Source organism: Ruegeria sp. BF10 (genome assembly GCF_056538725.1).
This window is the reverse complement of the sequence record NZ_JBQFTR010000008.1, coordinates 64,289-81,482: the sequence shown is the minus strand read 5'-3', so window position 1 is coordinate 81,482 and position 17,194 is coordinate 64,289. Positions and strand designations below refer to the sequence as shown.

The 17,194-nt window shown below is 61.6% G+C and carries 14 protein-coding genes; 5 read left to right on the top strand and 9 right to left on the bottom strand.

Going from position 1 to position 17,194, the window contains the following annotated elements:
- Position 1: 1 nt before the first annotated feature.
- The 3 genes from ACR0DJ_RS19415 to ACR0DJ_RS19405 form a co-directional block, all read right to left on the bottom strand.
- A complete protein-coding gene (locus tag ACR0DJ_RS19415) occupies positions 2-1,021 on the bottom strand; it encodes a hypothetical protein (RefSeq protein WP_170347070.1) in 1,020 nt (339 codons plus the stop codon).
- A gap of 122 nt (positions 1,022-1,143) precedes the next feature.
- A complete protein-coding gene (locus ACR0DJ_RS19410) occupies positions 1,144-2,514 on the bottom strand; it encodes a nucleotide sugar dehydrogenase (protein WP_425080236.1) in 1,371 nt (456 codons plus the stop codon).
- 163 nt (positions 2,515-2,677) lie between these two features.
- Positions 2,678-3,769 carry an NAD-dependent epimerase/dehydratase family protein gene (locus tag ACR0DJ_RS19405; protein WP_480686067.1) on the bottom strand — a complete coding sequence of 364 codons (1,092 nt, stop codon included), beginning with the start codon at positions 3,767-3,769 and terminating at the stop codon, positions 2,678-2,680.
- Between the two features lie 171 nt (positions 3,770-3,940).
- Here ACR0DJ_RS19405 and ACR0DJ_RS19400 point away from each other — a divergent pair, with 171 nt between their 5' ends.
- The 3 genes from ACR0DJ_RS19400 to ACR0DJ_RS19390 are packed head-to-tail and all read left to right on the top strand — an operon-like array spanning position 3,941 to position 7,243.
- The gene (locus ACR0DJ_RS19400; protein WP_480686066.1) at positions 3,941-4,912 is read left to right on the top strand and encodes an NAD-dependent epimerase/dehydratase family protein; all 972 of its coding nucleotides are present in this window, start codon (positions 3,941-3,943) and stop codon (positions 4,910-4,912) included.
- Between the two features lie 13 nt (positions 4,913-4,925).
- Positions 4,926-5,705, top strand: a complete 780-nt coding sequence (locus ACR0DJ_RS19395) for a class I SAM-dependent methyltransferase (protein WP_480686065.1) — start codon at positions 4,926-4,928, stop codon at positions 5,703-5,705.
- Complete coding sequence (locus tag ACR0DJ_RS19390) at positions 5,702-7,243, top strand: GMC oxidoreductase (RefSeq protein WP_480686064.1); 1,542 nt, start codon at positions 5,702-5,704, stop codon at positions 7,241-7,243. The genes ACR0DJ_RS19395 and ACR0DJ_RS19390 overlap by 4 nt, the downstream gene beginning before the upstream one ends.
- Positions 7,244-7,246: 3 nt before the next feature.
- Here ACR0DJ_RS19390 and ACR0DJ_RS19385 read toward each other — a convergent pair whose 3' ends face one another.
- Genes ACR0DJ_RS19385 through ACR0DJ_RS19370 form a run of 4 tightly spaced genes read right to left on the bottom strand, consistent with a single transcriptional unit; the run spans position 7,247 to position 11,338 of the window.
- The gene (locus ACR0DJ_RS19385; RefSeq protein WP_480686063.1) at positions 7,247-7,996 is read right to left on the bottom strand and encodes a polysaccharide deacetylase family protein; all 750 of its coding nucleotides are present in this window, start codon (positions 7,994-7,996) and stop codon (positions 7,247-7,249) included.
- A gap of 3 nt (positions 7,997-7,999) precedes the next feature.
- Positions 8,000-9,439: a protoporphyrinogen/coproporphyrinogen oxidase gene (locus tag ACR0DJ_RS19380; RefSeq protein WP_480686062.1), complete on the bottom strand. Its 1,440-nt coding sequence runs from the start codon at positions 9,437-9,439 to the stop codon at positions 8,000-8,002.
- A complete protein-coding gene (locus tag ACR0DJ_RS19375; protein WP_170347048.1) occupies positions 9,436-10,410 on the bottom strand; it encodes a lysylphosphatidylglycerol synthase transmembrane domain-containing protein in 975 nt (324 codons plus the stop codon). The genes ACR0DJ_RS19380 and ACR0DJ_RS19375 overlap by 4 nt, the downstream gene beginning before the upstream one ends.
- A 1-nt stretch (position 10,411) precedes the next feature.
- Positions 10,412-11,338, bottom strand: coding sequence for a glycosyltransferase family 2 protein (locus tag ACR0DJ_RS19370; protein WP_170347046.1), 927 nt, complete (start codon positions 11,336-11,338; stop codon positions 10,412-10,414).
- Between the two features lie 307 nt (positions 11,339-11,645).
- Here ACR0DJ_RS19370 and ACR0DJ_RS19365 point away from each other — a divergent pair, with 307 nt between their 5' ends.
- Positions 11,646-13,082, top strand: a complete 1,437-nt coding sequence (locus tag ACR0DJ_RS19365; RefSeq protein WP_480686061.1) for an oligosaccharide flippase family protein — start codon at positions 11,646-11,648, stop codon at positions 13,080-13,082.
- Positions 13,083-13,103: 21 nt separating this feature from the next.
- Positions 13,104-14,351: a glycosyltransferase gene (locus tag ACR0DJ_RS19360; RefSeq protein WP_480686317.1), complete on the top strand. Its 1,248-nt coding sequence runs from the start codon at positions 13,104-13,106 to the stop codon at positions 14,349-14,351.
- Between the two features lie 7 nt (positions 14,352-14,358).
- Here the strand turns inward: ACR0DJ_RS19360 and ACR0DJ_RS19355 are convergent, their stop codons facing one another.
- Together ACR0DJ_RS19355 and ACR0DJ_RS19350 are read right to left on the bottom strand one after the other, a co-directional pair.
- Entirely contained in the window at positions 14,359-15,543 is a 1,185-nt protein-coding gene (locus ACR0DJ_RS19355) for a glycosyltransferase family 4 protein (RefSeq protein ID WP_480686059.1), read from the bottom strand.
- Positions 15,537-17,042, bottom strand: a complete 1,506-nt coding sequence (locus tag ACR0DJ_RS19350) for a PepSY-associated TM helix domain-containing protein (protein ID WP_480686058.1) — start codon at positions 17,040-17,042, stop codon at positions 15,537-15,539. The genes ACR0DJ_RS19355 and ACR0DJ_RS19350 overlap by 7 nt, the downstream gene beginning before the upstream one ends.
- Between the last annotated feature and the right edge of the window lie 152 nt (positions 17,043-17,194).

Genomic DNA, 17,194 nt, shown 5'->3' with positions numbered 1-17,194 from the left:
GTCAATCCGGAGCCATGGTCTCGACATTGACCCTCCGGAAATTCTTGAAGAAATCGGTGTTGTTCAATTCCCGGATGACCTCGTCACCCGTATTGTCCTGCAATCTGTTGAGAATCTGATAGAGCGCTGTCGCAATGGCGCCGAACAAAAGACCCGCCAGCGCGGTGGAGCCGCTGATCGCGATGCTGGTCGTGAACCAGCCGGGTTGCAGCGTGGCGCCAAAGACGAACAGGCAGATCGCGTAGAAGAAAAACAGAACTGAACAGAATGAAACAAAAAAGCTCAGCATCGCCAGAAAACGCAGAATACTGGGGGGCGAGTTGGACAGGATTTCCATCGCCATCCCGAACTTGAGGTAGAGTGAGCGTCTGTTGCGGAAATCCTGACCCGGATCGACGTCCAATGTCGTGACGTCTTCGGAATGTCCGCCGCTGCGTGGCATGAAGCGCAAGGCAATTTCCCGATCGGACCTTGAGGCGATCCACCCGATATGAGAGCGATGAAACGCCGCTGACCGCAGAATCTGAGGATCAACGTCATAGCCGGAAATCAGGCTCAGCAAACCGGCCGCAGCGCGGGCCGGGAGACCAGCCCGGTTTGGGTTCCGCAACCTGACCGAGGCACCGGTGCTGGTCATGGTGTCGTAGATCTTCCGAAGATCGATAAGGGGGCGTTCATCTGGGGAAACAATGATCGCAAAATCACCTATTGTTTCCATCGCGGCAATTACGGCGGCGCGGTACTCGCCGGTTCCTTCACGCAGGATCAGGCTGCGCAGATTGCGCAGACGGAACAGACGGTCAAAAACGTCCCGGTTGCGATCGTAATCCGTCGTTCCGACAAGCAGCAGGATTTCAAAGAACTCGGTTGTGTTTTCCAGAAACTGCAACGCCTCAAGCGTTGTCTTCTCGATATCCGCGATATCGCCCTTTGCCAGAATGGCAATACTGATCAGGTATTCACCGCGCAATTGTGCAGAGGCCGACTTCACATGAGATGAGGCAGCTGATGAAACCTGCAATTATCGCTCCTGAACCCGCATGGTGTTATCCTGGAAAGTGTCCTGATGCAGAGAATATCTGTCAACACATATCGATATTCGGGCAGAATCCGACGGGGGGTGTGCCACCGCCGGCAAGACGGTCACATCTTGACCAGCCGTCCGTCTGCCACCCTGATCCCCTGCTTTTCAAAAACGTTGCGCGTGTCGAAGACCAGCGCGGCCTCGCGCGCGACCAGACCATAATCCGGGGCGCTGTGATCGGTGATCACGGCCACCGCAGCATAGCGTTTCAGATTTTCTGCTGTCAGCGGCTGAGATGTCCGGCCCGCAAGCTGCGGGTATTCGCCACCTTCGGGCAGGCGGGGGAAATACGGGTCGTGATACTCGACCTCGGCCCCAAGCTTTTCCAGTTCGTCCAGCAGCACCAGCGCCGGGCTGCGGCGGGTGTCCTCGACATCACGCTTATAGGCGATGCCCATCAGCAGGATGCGCTGCCCGGTCAGGGGCTGTCCGGTTTCCGCCAGCGCCGAGCCGTTGCGCGCGGCCAGTTCCGCCGCCATCCGTGCCGCCAGCATCGAAGGGACCGCGTCATTGCTGGAGCGGGCCAGATTGATCAGCGGCGTATCAGATCCTGCATCCGCGGCGCGCCAGGCCAGATAGGCCGGAGACACCGGGATGCAGGCCCCACCAATTCCAGGACCGGGATAGAAGGGCATGAAGCCAAACGGCTTGGTCGCCGCCGCCTCGATCACTTCCCAGACATCCACGTCCATTGCTTCAAGCGCGGTCTTCAACTCGTTGACCAGCGCAATATTGACGGTACGGAAGCTGTTTTCGACCAGTTTCACCGCTTCGGCCGTGGCGGCCGAACTGACCGGTACGGCGCTGGTGACGATGGCGCGGTAGAAATCCTCGACCAGTTGCCGCGACAGCGGATCGTCGGCGCCAACCACCTTGGGGATACTGTGCGTGTCGAATTTGTCATTGCCGGGGTCTTCGCGCTCGGGCGAGAAGGCCAGGAAGAAATCGGAACCTGCCCGCAGACCGCCCGCTTCGAGGATCGGCTGAACCAGTGAGGTCGTGGCGCCGGGCCAGACGCTGCTTTCCAGCACCACCATCTGACCGGGGCGCAGATGCTGCGCGATGGTCTGCGCGGCGGCAGCGACAAAGCGCATGTCCGGATCTTGTGCGTCGGTCAGCGGGGTCGGCACGCAGATCAGGATGATATCGGCCTCGGCCAGTGCTGCGGCGTCCTGCGTTGCGCGAAAGCGCCCACTCTCCACCGCCTGTGCGATCCGGTCGGATGCCAGATAGGATATGACCTGATCGCCCTGATTAATCCGCGCCACCCGGTCGGGGTTCAGATCAACGCCGGTGGTATCAAACCCTTCATCATAGGCGGTCAGCGCCAGCGGCAGCCCGACATAGCCAAGCCCAACCACGGCAACCCGCGCATCGCGCGCCGCGATAAGCTGCTTGAGGGACTGATGGTGCGAGGTTTCGTAGTTCATAATCTATCCTGATCGTACAAAGTCACACTGAATTAAAATTAGCTTAGCAGATTGGAAACCTTCTCTCTTCATCGGATAGGACAGATCGGAAACGAAGCCAACTAATTTGTCATTCCCGGCAAAGACCCGGCATGGGTGTTTCCAAAAACAAGGCAGTCTTGAATCAGCGCGCCGATTGTTTTCGCATGTGCTCGATCCATTCATCGAAGAAAACACGAGGCACATACCCGATCTGATCCTGTGCATGTTGGGTTGAAACCTCTGGCAGGCCGGCAAAAAGCCTGCGCCCGGCCATGTCAGGCATCACGGGCCGGGGGTTCGCCAGCCGGGCCTGAACGGACCGTACCCAGTCTGCGGTGGCCTCGACCCGGCGGCGCCCGACAAGGCGGCGCAGATGCGCGCTGAGCTGCCCCGCCAGAGAGGGGCCTGCGGGCGCATTGCCATTGGGCGGCGGGGGTGGGGCCGGGTTTGCAGCCGGATCAATCCGAACCTCTCCGCATCCGGCAAGCCGGGCATAGCCTTCGAAAAACGTCTTCCACCCCAGCGTGTCCGGCCCGCTGATCAGGTATCGCTCGACCCCGGCCCGGGGTGATGAGGCCGCGCGCAGGGCGGCCTGCACCACGTCATCGACATGCACGGCCGGGCATTGTCCGGGCGGGTCGGGCAGGATGATGCCGCCCCGGCGCATCATCGCCAATGGCCCGTTGGTCCAGAGCGCACTGCCGGGGCCGTAGACGATGGTTGGCTGCAAGATGGAAGCGTCGCACTGCCCCTGTAACAGTCTCTGTTCCATCGCAATTTTGGCACCGCGATAGCTTTGCACATCTTCCGGCGTGATCGGGTTGCGCTCGGTGATCGGCCCGTTTGGCCAGCTGTCATAGACCACGGCGGAACTCAGATGCACGATGCGTTTGCAGGACCCGTCTTCAGCGGCTTTGACAAGCGCGTCGAAGGCTGCAAGGTTTTCCGCGCCGGGGGCCCGGAAATCGTAAGCCAGATGAAACAGAGCCGCCGCGCCGTCCAGCGCCTGCGTCAGAGCCGGGCCGGGGTGCAGCGGGCAAACCAGTGCCTTTGCTCCGGCCTGTTCCAACGCGGCAGCCCCGTGGCGCGTGCGCAGCAAGGCGGTCACATCACATTCCAGTTTCAGCAGCGCATCGATCAGGCGCCGGCCAATAAAGCCGGTCGCGCCGGTCACGACCACGCGCTGGCCTGCAAGCCCGTCGCCGGGGCGGGGGTCCACGTGTTTTTCGGTCATGTCCGCAGGTTCAACATTCTTAATGCGTTGTGCAACAATTCAGCCCTTTTCTCAAAACTGTGCAGGCCCGGCCTGTCAGCGCACCATAGCGGTATCTACCATTTGGTGGCCACCGATCCCTATGCTAAGCCTGTGGCATTAGAGTGGATTCTGTTGGTACGAGGGTTTTTCATGCAAATATTGATCACGGGCGGGGCCGGTTTTATCGGGTCACATCTGGCCGAGCGTCTGATTGGCAATGGGCATGAGGTGACGGTGCTGGATGACCTGTCCACCGGATCGCTGCAAAACCTGTCTTCCGTTCAGGATCATTCCGCCTTTCGTTTTGTCGAAGGCAGCGTATTGGATACCGGTCTGGTCGAAGAGCTGGTCGGGGCTGCGGATGCGGTGTTTCATCTGGCTGCCGCTGTTGGGGTCAAGCTGATCATGGATCAGCCCAGCCAGTCGATTGCAACCAATGTGGACGGCACGCAGAACGTGTTGCGGGCGGCCCTGCGCCACAAGCCCCTGGTCTTCATCGCCTCCAGTTCCGAGGTCTACGGCAAGGCATCGAAATTCCCGTTCAACGAAGATGACGATCTGACGATCGGTGCCACCAGCGTTCTGCGCTGGTCCTATGCCTGTGCCAAGACGTTGGACGAGTTCATGGCGCTGGCCTATGCGCGCGAGGTGGATCTGCCGGTGGTCGTGCTGCGCTTTTTCAACACGACTGGCCCGCGCCAGACCGGGCGCTATGGCATGGTGGTGCCGAACTTCATCGAAGCGGCCCTGGCCGGTCAGCCGATTCAAGTTCATGGCACCGGCGAGCAATCGCGCTGTTTCAGCCATGTGGCCGATGTGATCGAGGCGCTCATGCGTCTGCTCGATGTCCCCGAAGCCCGGGGGCAGGTCTTCAATATCGGTGGTGAACAGGAAGTGACGATCCGGGGGCTGGCCGAAAAGGTGATTGCCGCAACGGGCTCAACCTCGGAAATCCGACTGGTGCCTTACGAAGAGGTCTATCCCGAAGGGTTCGAAGACATGGCCCGCCGTCTGCCGGATGTGTCCAAGCTGCGGCGCTATACCGGGTTCAGCCCGGCGCGCACGCTGGATGATATCATCGCCGATATCATGGCCGAGAAACGCGCCAAAGCCTACGCATGAAGGGCTGATCACGATGACACCGGGACAAAGAGTTGAAAAGCTGGTGCGCGACACCGCGACTGTGCTGCTGCCCGAAAGGCTGCGGAAATGGATCCGCAAACAGCAGCGGCTGCACAATCTGCAATCGACCCCCGTGGGGTCGGTGGATTTCGGCGGGCTGCGGCGATTGTCGCCGATCAGTGCCGTGTTCGGGCAGGATCGCGATCTGCTGACCATCGAACGCCATTACATGGAAGAATTCCTGCAAAACCACAGCGACGACATCTGTGGCCGGGTTCTGGAATTCGGCGATCCGGCCTATACGAAGAAATTCGGCGGTGACCGGGTCACGCAGGCGGATGTACTGAGCTATGTCGAGGGCAATCCGCAGGCCACCATCGTGGCGGATATCACCGATGCGCCGCATATTCCCGACAACAGTTTCGATTGCATCATCATCACCCAGACCCTTCAGATGATCTTTGAGGTCGACAAGGCGATTGCTACGCTGGAACGCATTCTGAAACCCGGTGGCGTGGTGCTGTGTACCTCGCATGGGATGACCCGTGTGGCGCGCCGTGAAGGCGTGGATGACTGGGGCGAATACTGGCATTTCACCAGCCAGTCCAAGCGCCGCCTGTTCCGGGCGGTCTTCCCGGCAGAGAATGTCGAGGTGTCGACCGTTGGCAATGTCTTTACCTGCATCTGCAACCTGCACGGCCTTGGGGCCAGTGAAATTGCGCCCGAAGAACTGTCCACCCATGATCCCAACTATGAAATGCTGGTTCTGGTCCGGGCAGTAAAGGCGCAGTGAGCGATCTTGTCATAGGGTCCGGGCCTGCCGGGGTTTCCGTCGCCCGGGCCTTGCTGGCGCGGGGGCGAAACGTCACGATGCTGGATGCCGGGGGGGAACCGGGGCCCGGGGTCACGGACCGGGTGCAGCAGATGTCCCGAACCCGCGCCGAAGACTGGACCGCTGAGGCGCGTACAGCCTGGATGGAGCCTCAGTTTCAGGCCCCGGAAGGCGAGGTGTGGCGCTATGGGACAGGTTATGCGCTGGCCTCACCTGCGCGCATCTTGGCGGAAGGGGCGGATTGGTTTGCTTTGCGCGCCTCGCGGGCGGCGGGCGGGCTGTCCAATGTCTGGGGCGCTGCGGTCTTGCCGTATCGGCAGGCGGATATCGACGACTGGCCCATAACGACCGACGATCTTGCCCCACATTACAGCGCGGTGGCGGACATAATGCCTGTGTCCGGACAAAAGGACGGGCTGCAGGATCTCTTTCCCGCCTGCGATATGACAGGCCGAACACCCGTTCCACCAACCGCACAGGCCGAGATGCTGCTGGCCCGTTCCAGGCAGAAGGCGAAGGCATTGCAGGGGGCTGGGATGCATGTCGGTCTGGCGCGTCAGGCAGTTGGGCCGGGCTGTCAGACCTGCGGGCTGTGTCTGCACGGGTGCCCGTGGTCGCTGATCTGGTCTGCAAGACAAACCCGCATGGCGTTGCAGGCAGAGCCGGGCTTTGCCTACCGTGCGGATCACGTGGTGCGGCAGGTCCGCGAGGAAGGCGACGAGGTTGCCGTCACTTTGGCAGATGGCAGCGATGTCCGCGGAAACCAGGTGTTTCTGGCCGCCGGGGTGCTGGAAAGCGCGCGTATCCTGTTGGCGTCACCCGGCTTGCGGGGCAAGGAGCTGGTGTTGAAAGACAGCCAGCAGGCCTTTCTGCCGATGCTGCACCGCTGGCGGGCACCCAGGCGGCCCGATGTTTTGCCCTATCAGACGCTGCCGCAGCTTTTTGCCGAACTGGATGACCCGAGCGTGTCGCGGCAACTGGTTCACGCGCAGATCTATACCTGGAATGAATACTATGCCCGCGATCTGAAACAGAACTATGGAAACCGGATACCCGGCAGCGGGCCGCTGCTTGAGGCCCTGGCCCGACGTCTGATCGTGGCGCAGGTTTTCCTGCATTCCGATCATTCGCATGAAATAGCCTTGCGTCTGGCAGAGGATGGGCGGCTACGCCCGGAACTGAACGAAAATCCCGCAACCGCCGAGACAATGCGCGCCGTACTCGCGCGCTATGGCCGGGCCTTGCGGGGGCTTGGTCTGACCAGCCTGTCTTTTGCAGCGCGGTTCGGGGCGCCGGGGGCCAGTTTTCATGTCGGAGGTGATCTGCCGATGTCGGATGACCCGGGCCCGGGTGAAAGCGATGTGCTGGGGCGCCCGTATGGTGCGACGCGCATTCACGTCGTTGATGCCTCTGTCCTGCCGACCATCCCGGCGACGACAATTACATTCAGTGTGATGGCGAATGCCCACCGGATCGGAACGCTTGCACCCGAAGCCTGACATTCAGTTGATGGGCAGCACCCTGCTCAGCCCGCTTCGCACGCCGCGCATCAGTTTGCGGGCCGCCAAATAGGGGCCGCCCCGCCCGGCCAGATGCGCCTGCCAGCGGGCGATGTCGGTGAAATAGAACATCTCGAGCCGGGGCAGGTCGTGGATGTCATCCCCTGGCCCGGCCACGCCCAGACGGGTGCCGACCGAGGTGTCGTAGTGCCGGGCAATCTGTGCGCGTACATTCGGGTTCGACGCGCCATAGGGCGGGGCGAAATGCCGGACGGGTTGACCAAGCCGGGCGGCAATATCCTGACCGGATCCGGTGACTTCTTCCTCCAAGGTCTCTGCATCCAGCGTCGACAGATCGGGATGGCTGACACTATGTGCGCCAAAGCTGACCCCTTCCGCTGCCAGCGCCTTGACCCTGTCCCAATCCATCAGCGGGCGGGGCGGGATATTGCCCCCGGCCCAGCTGTCGGTGCCACCCATCAGGCCCGAGGGCAGATAGACGATCGGGCAGAAGCCATGTTCGCGCAGGATCGGCCAGGCGGTATCGGCGAAATCTTCAAACCCGTCATCGAAGCTGATGATGACCACACGGGGGGCAGGCGGGTTGGCCAGCGCGTCCGGCGTCACCACCGGCAGGCCGGACGCCGCCAGCGCCCGCATCTGTGCCGCAAAGATGTTGGGCGCGATCGAGGTTGGCCCCGGCGCGTCCGAGATCGAATGATACATCAGGATATCGACCTGCCAGGCGGGCATGGGTCAGTCTTCCACCACATGGGTGGCAAAGACCTCACGATAGCTGTTCCATTTCGCGCGGTCGACATTGCCCTTGTCGTCGATGCAATCCGCCGCGCCATAGGCCATGGCAAAGGCGTGGTGCGTATTATCATGGGCGAACAGGCCCTGCCGTCCAAATACGAGCAATCCGTCCAGATCCGAGAGCCACTGATCAACCGTATCGAACCGGTCTTCATAGCCTACATCGTAGACCGGATAGGCATGGCTCAGCCGCCGGGTTTCGCAGCGGCGCACCGGCACGGTGACGGGCAGGCCCAACTGACCCAGCCATTTGGTGAATTCCTGCCCCAGTTCCTCGTCGGACATGGACCACCATTTTTCATCCGGGTCGCAGGGCAGTTCGGCGCACAGCACGGTGACGCCCTTCGGCTCGCCACTGGCGTTATAGTTCTTGGGCTCCGACATGCGGCTGATCGGGATCGACAGTTCCGGGAAGTAATGCGCATCGAACTCGGTGAACTGGTCGGTCTCAAGCACCAGATACAGCAGGATCATGCCCCGGAAGCGGATGGCGCGGGCGGCTTCGACCACCTCGGCCGGAGCATCGCCGATCAGGCGCGTCAGCCCGGTCAGCGGGATGGTCGACAGGATCAGATCGCCGGTCAGGTGCCGCTCGCCTTCTTCGTCGCGGATCGTCAACCCGGTGATGCGATTGCCATCCCGCTCGATGGCGGTGATTTCGGTGTTGAACAGGAAGGTGGCGCCATTGGCCTCGGCACTGTTGCGCATCGCGTCCGAGATCTGCCCGAACCCCTTGCGCGGATAAAAGAACCGGCCCGCCGTTTCGCTGCGCAGCCCCGGCAGCAGGCGCAGCATCTTCATCAGGATCTTGCCGACCGAGCCGCTGCCGACGCGTCGTTCCGCCAGTTTCACCGCCAGCTTGTCCGGATCCAGCCCCCACAGCTTGCGCACGTATGGGAAATAGAAATTGTCCGAAATCGTCGGGCCCAGCCCGTCATACAGCACGGTCGAGAATGTCTCGGGGCCCGTGCTTTTCTTGCGGAAGGGTTTCAGCACCATGTCGCCGATCAGCGACGCGGCAAAGGGTTTGGGCAGGCGCATCAGCGCGTCGGTCAGTTTCAGCGGAAAGTGAATCCATTTGCCGCCCAGCCGGATGCGCCCGTGGCGCGGGCGCAGCAGCAGATCGTCGCCCAGCAGGGCTTTCACATCGGCCAGAACCTCGGGCTCTGCGGCCGGATGAAACCGGTGCGAGCCATAATCGCAGATCACGCCATCAATCGGGAATGAGGCCGAATTGCCACCCGCACTGGGCGCGCGTTCGATCACGGTCACTTTGGCCTGCCCGGTCAGGGCATGGGCCGCGGCCAGACCGGCCGGCCCGGCACCGAGGATAATGATTTCAGGCGTGTCGCCGCCTGTTGGTCGGGAAACATCCGTCACTTGCACTCTTCCTTTTGGGAATTTGCCGGGGCGCTGAACCGCATTCCGGACATGGTCAGAACCAGCGCGCCAAACCCGCCCGCTGTAAACAACACAACCTGCCAGACCAGCCCGGCGGCCACGACAGCCGGGGCGCTGGCGCCGAAGGGGGCCAGGAAACCGGCCAAAGTGGCCTCGCGCAGGCCCAGCCCGTTCAAAGACACGGGCAGCACGGCGATGATCTTGGCCAGCGGCCAGGCAAAAATCCATGGCCCGGCGGCCACATCGACACCCGCCGCGATGGCCAGCCACCAGGCCAGCAGGACCAGCAACAGCTGGATCAGCACAGATGCGATGAAAGCGACTGCCAGCGTGCCGGGTTTGCGGCCCATCCCGGCCAGCGCATCGGCCAGACGATGGGCAAAGCCCTTGCCGGGCAGCGGCGGGACATAGCGCCAGGGCAGGGGCAGCAGGCGCGGTAATGCAACCATACCTGCCAGTGCGGCCAGCAGGATCAGCGCCACTGGCCAGATCATATGCCCGCCCGCCGCGCTTTCCCATGTCAGGACCAGGCCCAGACAGGACAGGGTCAGCAGCGCCACCATGTCGATCAGCCGGTCAACGGTTGCGCCCGCAACAACCTGCGCGCCGTCCTTCATCGCCGCCTGCGCCAGACCGGCGCGCACCGTGTCGCCGCCGATTGCACCGGGCAGGCACAGGTTGGCGGCGAGACCGGCAAAATGCGCCCGGATGGCCAGCAGGGGCGAAAGCCCCCGGTTCAGCAGCAGCCACCATTTCAGGGCCGCGCCAACATGGGCCAACAGGAACAGAACGAACACGGACAGGAAAACCCAGATCGGGATCGCCCTCAGCGCTGCCACGATTGCATCAGTTGGAAGGATCCAGAACAGGATCGCCAGCACCAGAACCGATCCGGCCAGCCGGATCAGCCAGCGCCGTTGATTTGGGTCGGAAAGCAGCTTGCCGCTCATGTCACGGTCTGAGATGCAGCCGCGAGATCATGTCGGCGATCAGCCCCAGCGACCAGATCATGATCGCCGCCAGAAACGAGAACACCGCCGTTTCGCTGAGGTTCCAGTAGAACATATCGATAATGAACTTCACCGTGCCCAGCGTGAAAAACGCCAGACCCAGCGGGATGAACACCCGCAGCGGATTGAACAGCGTGCTGATGCGCAGGATCAGGATGATGAAGTTCAGAAAATCGATCGGCCGGATCTTCGATTTGCCCACCCGCTTGCCGTATTCGATCGGCGTATAGATCATCCGCTTGCCGTTCGAGGTCATGCACAGCGTGATCGTGGTGGTGAACGAGAAATTCTGTGGCAAGAGCGGCAGGAACGGGATCAACTCGGATTTGCGAAACACCCGCAGGCCGGAATTCAGATCGTTGATCTTGCGTTCGGCCAGGAACGAGGCAAAGGCGAACAGGAATTTCTTGGCCGGACGGCGCAGCAGCGGCACGTTCTTCATCGCCGCGCCCCGGTCGCCCACGACCATGTCCTGATCGCGGCACAGGGCCAGCATTCCCGGCAGATAGCGCGCGGGATAGGTGCTGTCGGCATCCAGAATGGCCACATATTCATGCTGCGCCATCCGAACACCGCGCTTGAGGCTGGCGCCATAGCCGGAATTGACATCGTTGAAGGTGACGGTCGCGCCGCTGGCCTCGGCCTCGGCGCGGGTGTTGTCCTGGCTGGCATCGTCCACCACGATGATCTCATAGGGAATGCCCAGCGGTTCGAGATGGGTGCGCACGTCCTCGACCGTGTGGCGGACGGCGTTTTCCTCGTTATAGGCGGGAATGACCACGCTCAGGCTCATGCCGGCGGTTTCCGATGCGATCAGCTCTTCGGGTGTGGTGCTGTTCGTCTCCATCGGCTCTGCGACTTTGTTCATGAAAATGAAAACCTTTTATTCACTCAATAATCCCTGCCCCAGCCCCCGCTGCAAGATTTGCGCGGCGCTTGGAACGTGACGGGCATAATTCCCTGTATTGCGTATAGTATTCGAACACGTACAGACTGAACATAGACAATAAATTTGACCAAATTCGACCGTTAAGGCGTCAAGTTTGCAATTGCGCATACAGTGCGCAACAGGTGTGAGTGTTTGAGCCATGTGTCCATCGGCACTTGGCAGGGTGCGGGCGGCAGGAAGGAAACGGATGTCAGGGCGGCAGAGTTTCAGCAGCGGAGTTGCCTGGATGTCGGCTGGTATCTGGGTCGAGCAGGCGTTCAATTTCATCATTTTTGCCATTCTTGCCCGTATTTTAGGGGTCGAGGCCTTTGGTCTTCTGGCGATGGTTGCAGCCTTTGTGCTGTTTTCCGAATTCCTGGTGCGCGAAACGATTTCCGACATTCTGCTGACCCATGAGGCGCTGTCACCAGAGCGGTTGAACTCGGTTTTCTGGCTGTTGGCGCTGCTGGGGGGCGTGTTGACGGTTGTGCTGTATCTGGGCGCGGGGCCGGTCTCATATTTCTACAATGAGCCTGTTGCGCGTGAATTGTTGATCGGATTGTCCCCAACGGTGCTGATGATTTCCCTGACGGCGGTGCCGGTGGCGATCCTGCGCCGGGAAATGCGGTTCCGTGTTCTGGCCATCCGTGCAGCGCTCGGCGCGGCGGTCGGAGGGGGCGTGGGCATTGGCATGGCGCTGGCGGGATACGGCGTCTGGAGCCTGGTCGGTCAGCGGCTGGCGATGACGGCCACCAATATCGTGATGGCCTGGGGGGCGGTCTCCTGGCGCCCGGCATTCCATGCGTCGCGGGATCATATGCGCAGGGTCTTGCATTTCAGTCATCGGATCCTGGGCCTGCGCGCGGCGGAACTGGCTGCGGTGCAATCGCCTGCGGTGATCATCGGCGCGATGCTGGGGCCGGTTCCGGCCGGGTATTACGCAATCGCCTGGCGCGTGATCGAGACCGCCTCGTTCCTGGTTATCACACCGCTGCGCACCGTGGCGCAGCCTGCTTTTGGTGCGGCGGCGCGCGATGGTGGTCCGGCGACGGATTTGCTGATCGACGTCATGCGCCTGACCGGGTTTCTGGCCTTTCCGGCCTTTGCCGGGCTGGCGGTTCTGTCGGAACCGGCGCTGGTGCTGCTGTTCGGTCAGAAATGGGCTCCGGCGGCTCCGGTCCTGAGCCTGATGTCGGTGTTTGGCATGTATCTGTGTGCCGAAAAGGTGCAGCAGACCTTTTGTCTGGCGGCCGGTCAGCCCGGTCGTCTGGCGGTTCTGTCCTGGGTCGAGGTGGCGCTGGCGGCGGGGGTGATTGTGGTGCTGGCCCCGTATGGGTTGCCGGTCGTCACAGCCGGTTTTGTGGCTGTCTTTCTGCTGGTCTGGCCGCTCAAATTTGCCAATCTGGGGCATATTGCCGGGCTGTCCGGGCCGGCTTTGATGCGGCAGCATCTTGCGCCGCTTCTGCTGTCAGGGGGGATGGTGGCGGCAGTGCAGGGGGTCGTGTGGCAACTGGACGGCCTGTCTCCGGCTTTGCTTTTACTTGCCGGCACGGTGACGGGTGTTCTGGCCTATGGTTTGCTGGCTTTTCTGCTCCAGCGGGACAGGCTGCGCCTGCTGGTTTCGATGCTTGGGCCGCAAGGCGGGCACCTGCCTGCGGCTGACACTCAAGGAATTGAGAGATAGATGAAATCGTTACGCATTTTGATGTTCACCACATTTTATCCCCCCTATTCCTTTGGCGGTGACGCCATCGGCATTCAGCGCATGGCGCGGGCGCTTGTGGCGCGCGGGCATGACGTGACGGTGGTGCATGACGAAGACAGCTATCTGATTCTGGGCGGCAAACCGCAGCCCGAAGGCACCCCTGACGGGGTGCGGCGGGTCGGGCTGCGCAGCCGCAATGGCGTGATGTCGAACCTGCTGACCCAGCAACTGGGCCGTCCGGTTGTCCATGCTGCCCGCATCCGCGAGTTACTGGCCGAGCGGAAGCCGGATATCATCTGGCACAACAACACATCCCTGATCGGCGGCCCCGGCCTGTTGCCGATGGGCGAGGGGTTGAAAATCTATGAAGCGCATGAACACTGGCTGGTCTGCCCCACCCATGTTCTGTGGCGGCATGGGCGCGAGCTGTGCGATGAGCGCCAGTGCCTGCGCTGCGTGTTGCAGCACAAGCGTCCACCGCAGCTGTGGCGGTATACCGGTGCGCTGGACCGGGCGCTGGATCACATGGATCTGATCATTGCCAAAAGCGAATTCAGCCGCGCCAAACATCGTGAATTCGGCCTGCGGCAGGACATGCAGGTGCTGCCCTATTTCCTGCCCGACCTGGATCAGAGCGCCTTGCCGGAACCGGCGGCGCATGACCGCCCCTATTTCCTGTTTGTCGGGCGGTTGGAAAAGATCAAGGGGTTGCAGGATGTGTTCCCGGCCTTTGACCGCTATCCCGCCGCGGATCTGCTGATCCTGGGTGATGGCGATTATGCGGATGAGTTGGAGGCACAGGCCGCAGGCAATGACCGGATCAAATTCCTGGGCCGCAAGACGCCGGACGAGTTGAACGCTTACTATCGTGGCGCACTGGGGCTGATCGTGCCCTCGGTCTGTTATGAAACCTTCGGCATCATCCTGATCGAAAGCTTCCGGCTGGGCACGCCGGTGATCGCCCGGCGGCTGGGTCCGTTCCCCGAGATCGTCGAGCGGGCAGGGGGCGGGGAACTGTTCGAAACCGAAGATGATCTGATCGCAGCCATGCGCCGTTTTCAGAACGGAGGTGCCGCGCGGGATCAGATGGCCGCAGCGGCGCGGCAGGGGTTTGAGACGCTCTGGCGTGAAGATCAGGTATTGGGCCGGTTCGGCGCGGCTTTTGCGCAGGCCGCGCATCGTGCAGGGCGGGCCGATCTGGCCCATGCCTTGGAAGCTGGTGCTTTCGAGAACGGCGCGGCGGACTGACCGGGGGTTATCCCCGCCCGGCCAGTTGCCGATACAGCTTTTCAAACCCGCTATGCACATGGGTTGGCGAGAACCTGTCTTCTGCACCGCGCGCCGTGGCATTGGCGCTTAGCCGGTCATATTCGGCGCGGTCGGTGCAAAGTTCCCGCAGCGCCCGAGACAGGGCATCAAGATCATCGACCGCACACAGGCGCCCGACATCGCCATCCACCAATTCACGCACACCGCCGCAATCGGTGGCGATCACCGGCAGTCCGGCGCGGAACGCTTCGACAATTGAAATCGGCAGGGCCTCCCACCGGGAGGTCAGCATATAAAGATCAGAGGCCGCAAGATAGGTGGCGACATCCGAGATCACCCCGGGGAAACGGATGATGTCTGAAACCCCGGCCTGTTCGGCCCAGGCTTCGACCTGGCCGCGCAGCACGCCTTCGCCCCCGACGACGATCCGCAGACCGGGCAGGTCCTGCCGCACACGCCGGGCCACTTCGATCATCGCGTCGAGGCCCTTCTGGTGATCCAGACGGGACAAGGACAGAACCAGATGTGTGCCATCTTCGCCCAACAGTTCACGCCGCAGGGCATCCGCGGCGGCCGGATCGGCGGGCGGGTTGGGACGTACCCCCAAAAGCATCACCCGCGCCTTGTCGGGGTCGACCTGGCGTTCCAGCAGGGATTGCATGACGGTTTCGCTGGGGCAGATCGCCAGATCGGCTTGCTGCCGACAGGCGCGGGCCACCGCGTTGAGACGGTCGGGCGACGAGCCGTGATAGGTCATCACAATGGGAATTCCCATTCCCAGACTGGCCAGACGGGCTGTCAGAAGCGGGGCAGTTTCATGGGCATGGATGACATCGACCTTATGTGCCTTGAGCGCCCGCCGCAGGGTCAGGGCCGAGCGTACCAGCCAGTACATTCTGAGGGCCGGGTTGAGTTTGCCATTCGCACTGTGGTCGCTGACCCGGTCAAGCTGCAAAGGTACAAAGACACTGCCATCCGCGGTCTCGCCAAGCTCTCCGGGCGCGCCAGCCTTGATCACCTTGTGCCCATGCGCCATCAGGGACCCGCCCAAATCGGTAATGTGGCGCTGAATGCCGCCTCCGAATGTGAAAAACGAGCACATTTGCAGGATGCTGAGCCGTTCCTGAAAAGCCTTCTCATTCGTCAGGGGAAGTGTTGTTTCGTTTACCATATCGGTTGCCCCAGCCGGAACGTGATGGTTTTTTCAGTGCCGTCGGATTTTGTCAGGCGGGCTGTAATCCGGTTGGCCGTGTCATTGGGGGTGATGCGAAAAAATGCCTGTGCCTTTTCACCGTTCCGTACCAGTTCGACGGGCTGCTCTGCCCCCCCATCTGTTGCTATGGACGCCGCAGTGATGCCGGGTTCCCCAACCAGCATTTCGACATCAAGCGGGGTATCACGGCGCAGAGGTGCGGGCAGGATCAGATAGGCCACCTCAGCAGGTGCGTCGGTCGGGAAGACCCCAGCTCTCGGGTAGCTGCCCGGCCCAAAGCGCTGATACGCGGTCAGCAGGATACCCAGAACGATCAACAGATAGATCCAGCGGGACAGGCCCAATCCGCGCCAGATGCGCCTGAGCGGGCCGTATTGTGCCGCTTCAGGAGCCAGCCGGGCCGCAAAGATCAAGGCGCCCGTCAGGGCAACGCCGGTGGCCACAAGGCCTGACAGAACCCAGAGACCCAGTGAGAGAGCGCCACCCCAGGTGCCGTAATGCAGCGTGTTCATCAGTGTTTTCCAACGGGCGAAGCCACCGGCGTCATTCGGTGTGAAGGCGCCCAGAATCTCGAATGTCACCGGATCAACCGAAACGCTGCCCCAACCGATCATTTCGGCAAAACCGGTCAGAGGGCCGGCAAATTCAATGGCGCCGGATGGGTCGCCCGGCAGCACCATGACAAGCGGCTCCAGGCCGGGCATGGCGGCAAGGGCGCTTGCCTCGGCTTGTTCTATGGTGCCCGAGCTGAAACCCGCAGGCAGGGCAGTGTCACGGGCGGCAGCGGGCTGAGGTTTCGGTGTCGTCCCTTCGATCCCCAGGCCGCCAAGCATGAAATAGAAGCTGGTGATTGCAATCAGGATCAGAAGCGGCGCTGCCCAGAGGGCCGTCAGGCGGTGCGTGGCCCCGGCCCAGGATCTGAACCCCCCGGCGCGTCTGGGCCAGCGGAAGAACCCTTTCCAGAAACGCCGATAGGTAATCAGCCCGCTGACGATCTGATACAGCAGCAGAACGGATGTTGCCGAGATCAGGATGAAGATGGGGCGTTTGGTGGTCAGAAACGTATCATGCAGATCGCGCAGAATGTCGCGAAACCCGCCATCCCTCGTTTCGTAAACGACTGCTCCGGTCACCGGGTCAGTCCAGAAGCTGATGTTTTCGCCCCAGCCGGTTCGTCCGAAAGTGCGATCTGCGAACCACGGGGCGGGGTATTTCTCGATGACGAACACAGCGCTTTCGGGATGGGCGGTTTTAATGCCGTCATGGATTTCCGCAAAACTGGCCGTCCGGTCTTCTTTGGCAATGGTGGTCCAGATTTCCGGCCGGGCAATGGATTCAACCTCGATGCCGATGACAAGCACCGTCCCCGTCAGAAACATGAAGGTAAAGAAGATGGACAGGTGTAATCCCAGCCGGGTGTGCAGGGAAAATAGCCAGTTGCGAAAGGTTCGGTTCATCTGAAACACTGACAGCTGATAAATATACCGGCACACTAAATGAAACTGATGTTCAAGAAACAAGGGGTCGGAGAAAACTGACTGTTGTGAATGCGTGAAATCGGCAAAAGATGTGGCGGTGCGCGCACGTTATTGCAAAATATTCCTGTACT

Excerpts from the sequence above, each read along its gene's own strand:
- ACR0DJ_RS19410 (WP_425080236.1), bottom strand. The coding sequence starts at position 2,514 with ATGAACTACGAAACCTCGCACCATCAGTCCCTCAAGCAGCTTATCGCG.
- ACR0DJ_RS19405 (WP_480686067.1), bottom strand. The coding sequence starts at position 3,769 with ATGACCGAAAAACACGTGGACCCCCGCCCCGGCGACGGGCTTGCAGGC.
- ACR0DJ_RS19400 (WP_480686066.1), top strand. The coding sequence starts at position 3,941 with ATGCAAATATTGATCACGGGCGGGGCCGGTTTTATCGGGTCACATCTG.
- ACR0DJ_RS19395 (WP_480686065.1), top strand. The coding sequence starts at position 4,926 with ATGACACCGGGACAAAGAGTTGAAAAGCTGGTGCGCGACACCGCGACT.
- ACR0DJ_RS19385 (WP_480686063.1), bottom strand. The coding sequence starts at position 7,996 with ATGCCCGCCTGGCAGGTCGATATCCTGATGTATCATTCGATCTCGGAC.
- ACR0DJ_RS19375 (WP_170347048.1), bottom strand. The coding sequence starts at position 10,410 with ATGAGCGGCAAGCTGCTTTCCGACCCAAATCAACGGCGCTGGCTGATC.
- ACR0DJ_RS19370 (WP_170347046.1), bottom strand. The coding sequence starts at position 11,338 with ATGAACAAAGTCGCAGAGCCGATGGAGACGAACAGCACCACACCCGAA.
- ACR0DJ_RS19365 (WP_480686061.1), top strand. The coding sequence starts at position 11,646 with ATGTCGGCTGGTATCTGGGTCGAGCAGGCGTTCAATTTCATCATTTTT.
- ACR0DJ_RS19360 (WP_480686317.1), top strand. The coding sequence starts at position 13,104 with ATGTTCACCACATTTTATCCCCCCTATTCCTTTGGCGGTGACGCCATC.
- ACR0DJ_RS19355 (WP_480686059.1), bottom strand. The coding sequence starts at position 15,543 with ATGGTAAACGAAACAACACTTCCCCTGACGAATGAGAAGGCTTTTCAG.
- ACR0DJ_RS19350 (WP_480686058.1), bottom strand. The coding sequence starts at position 17,042 with ATGAACCGAACCTTTCGCAACTGGCTATTTTCCCTGCACACCCGGCTG.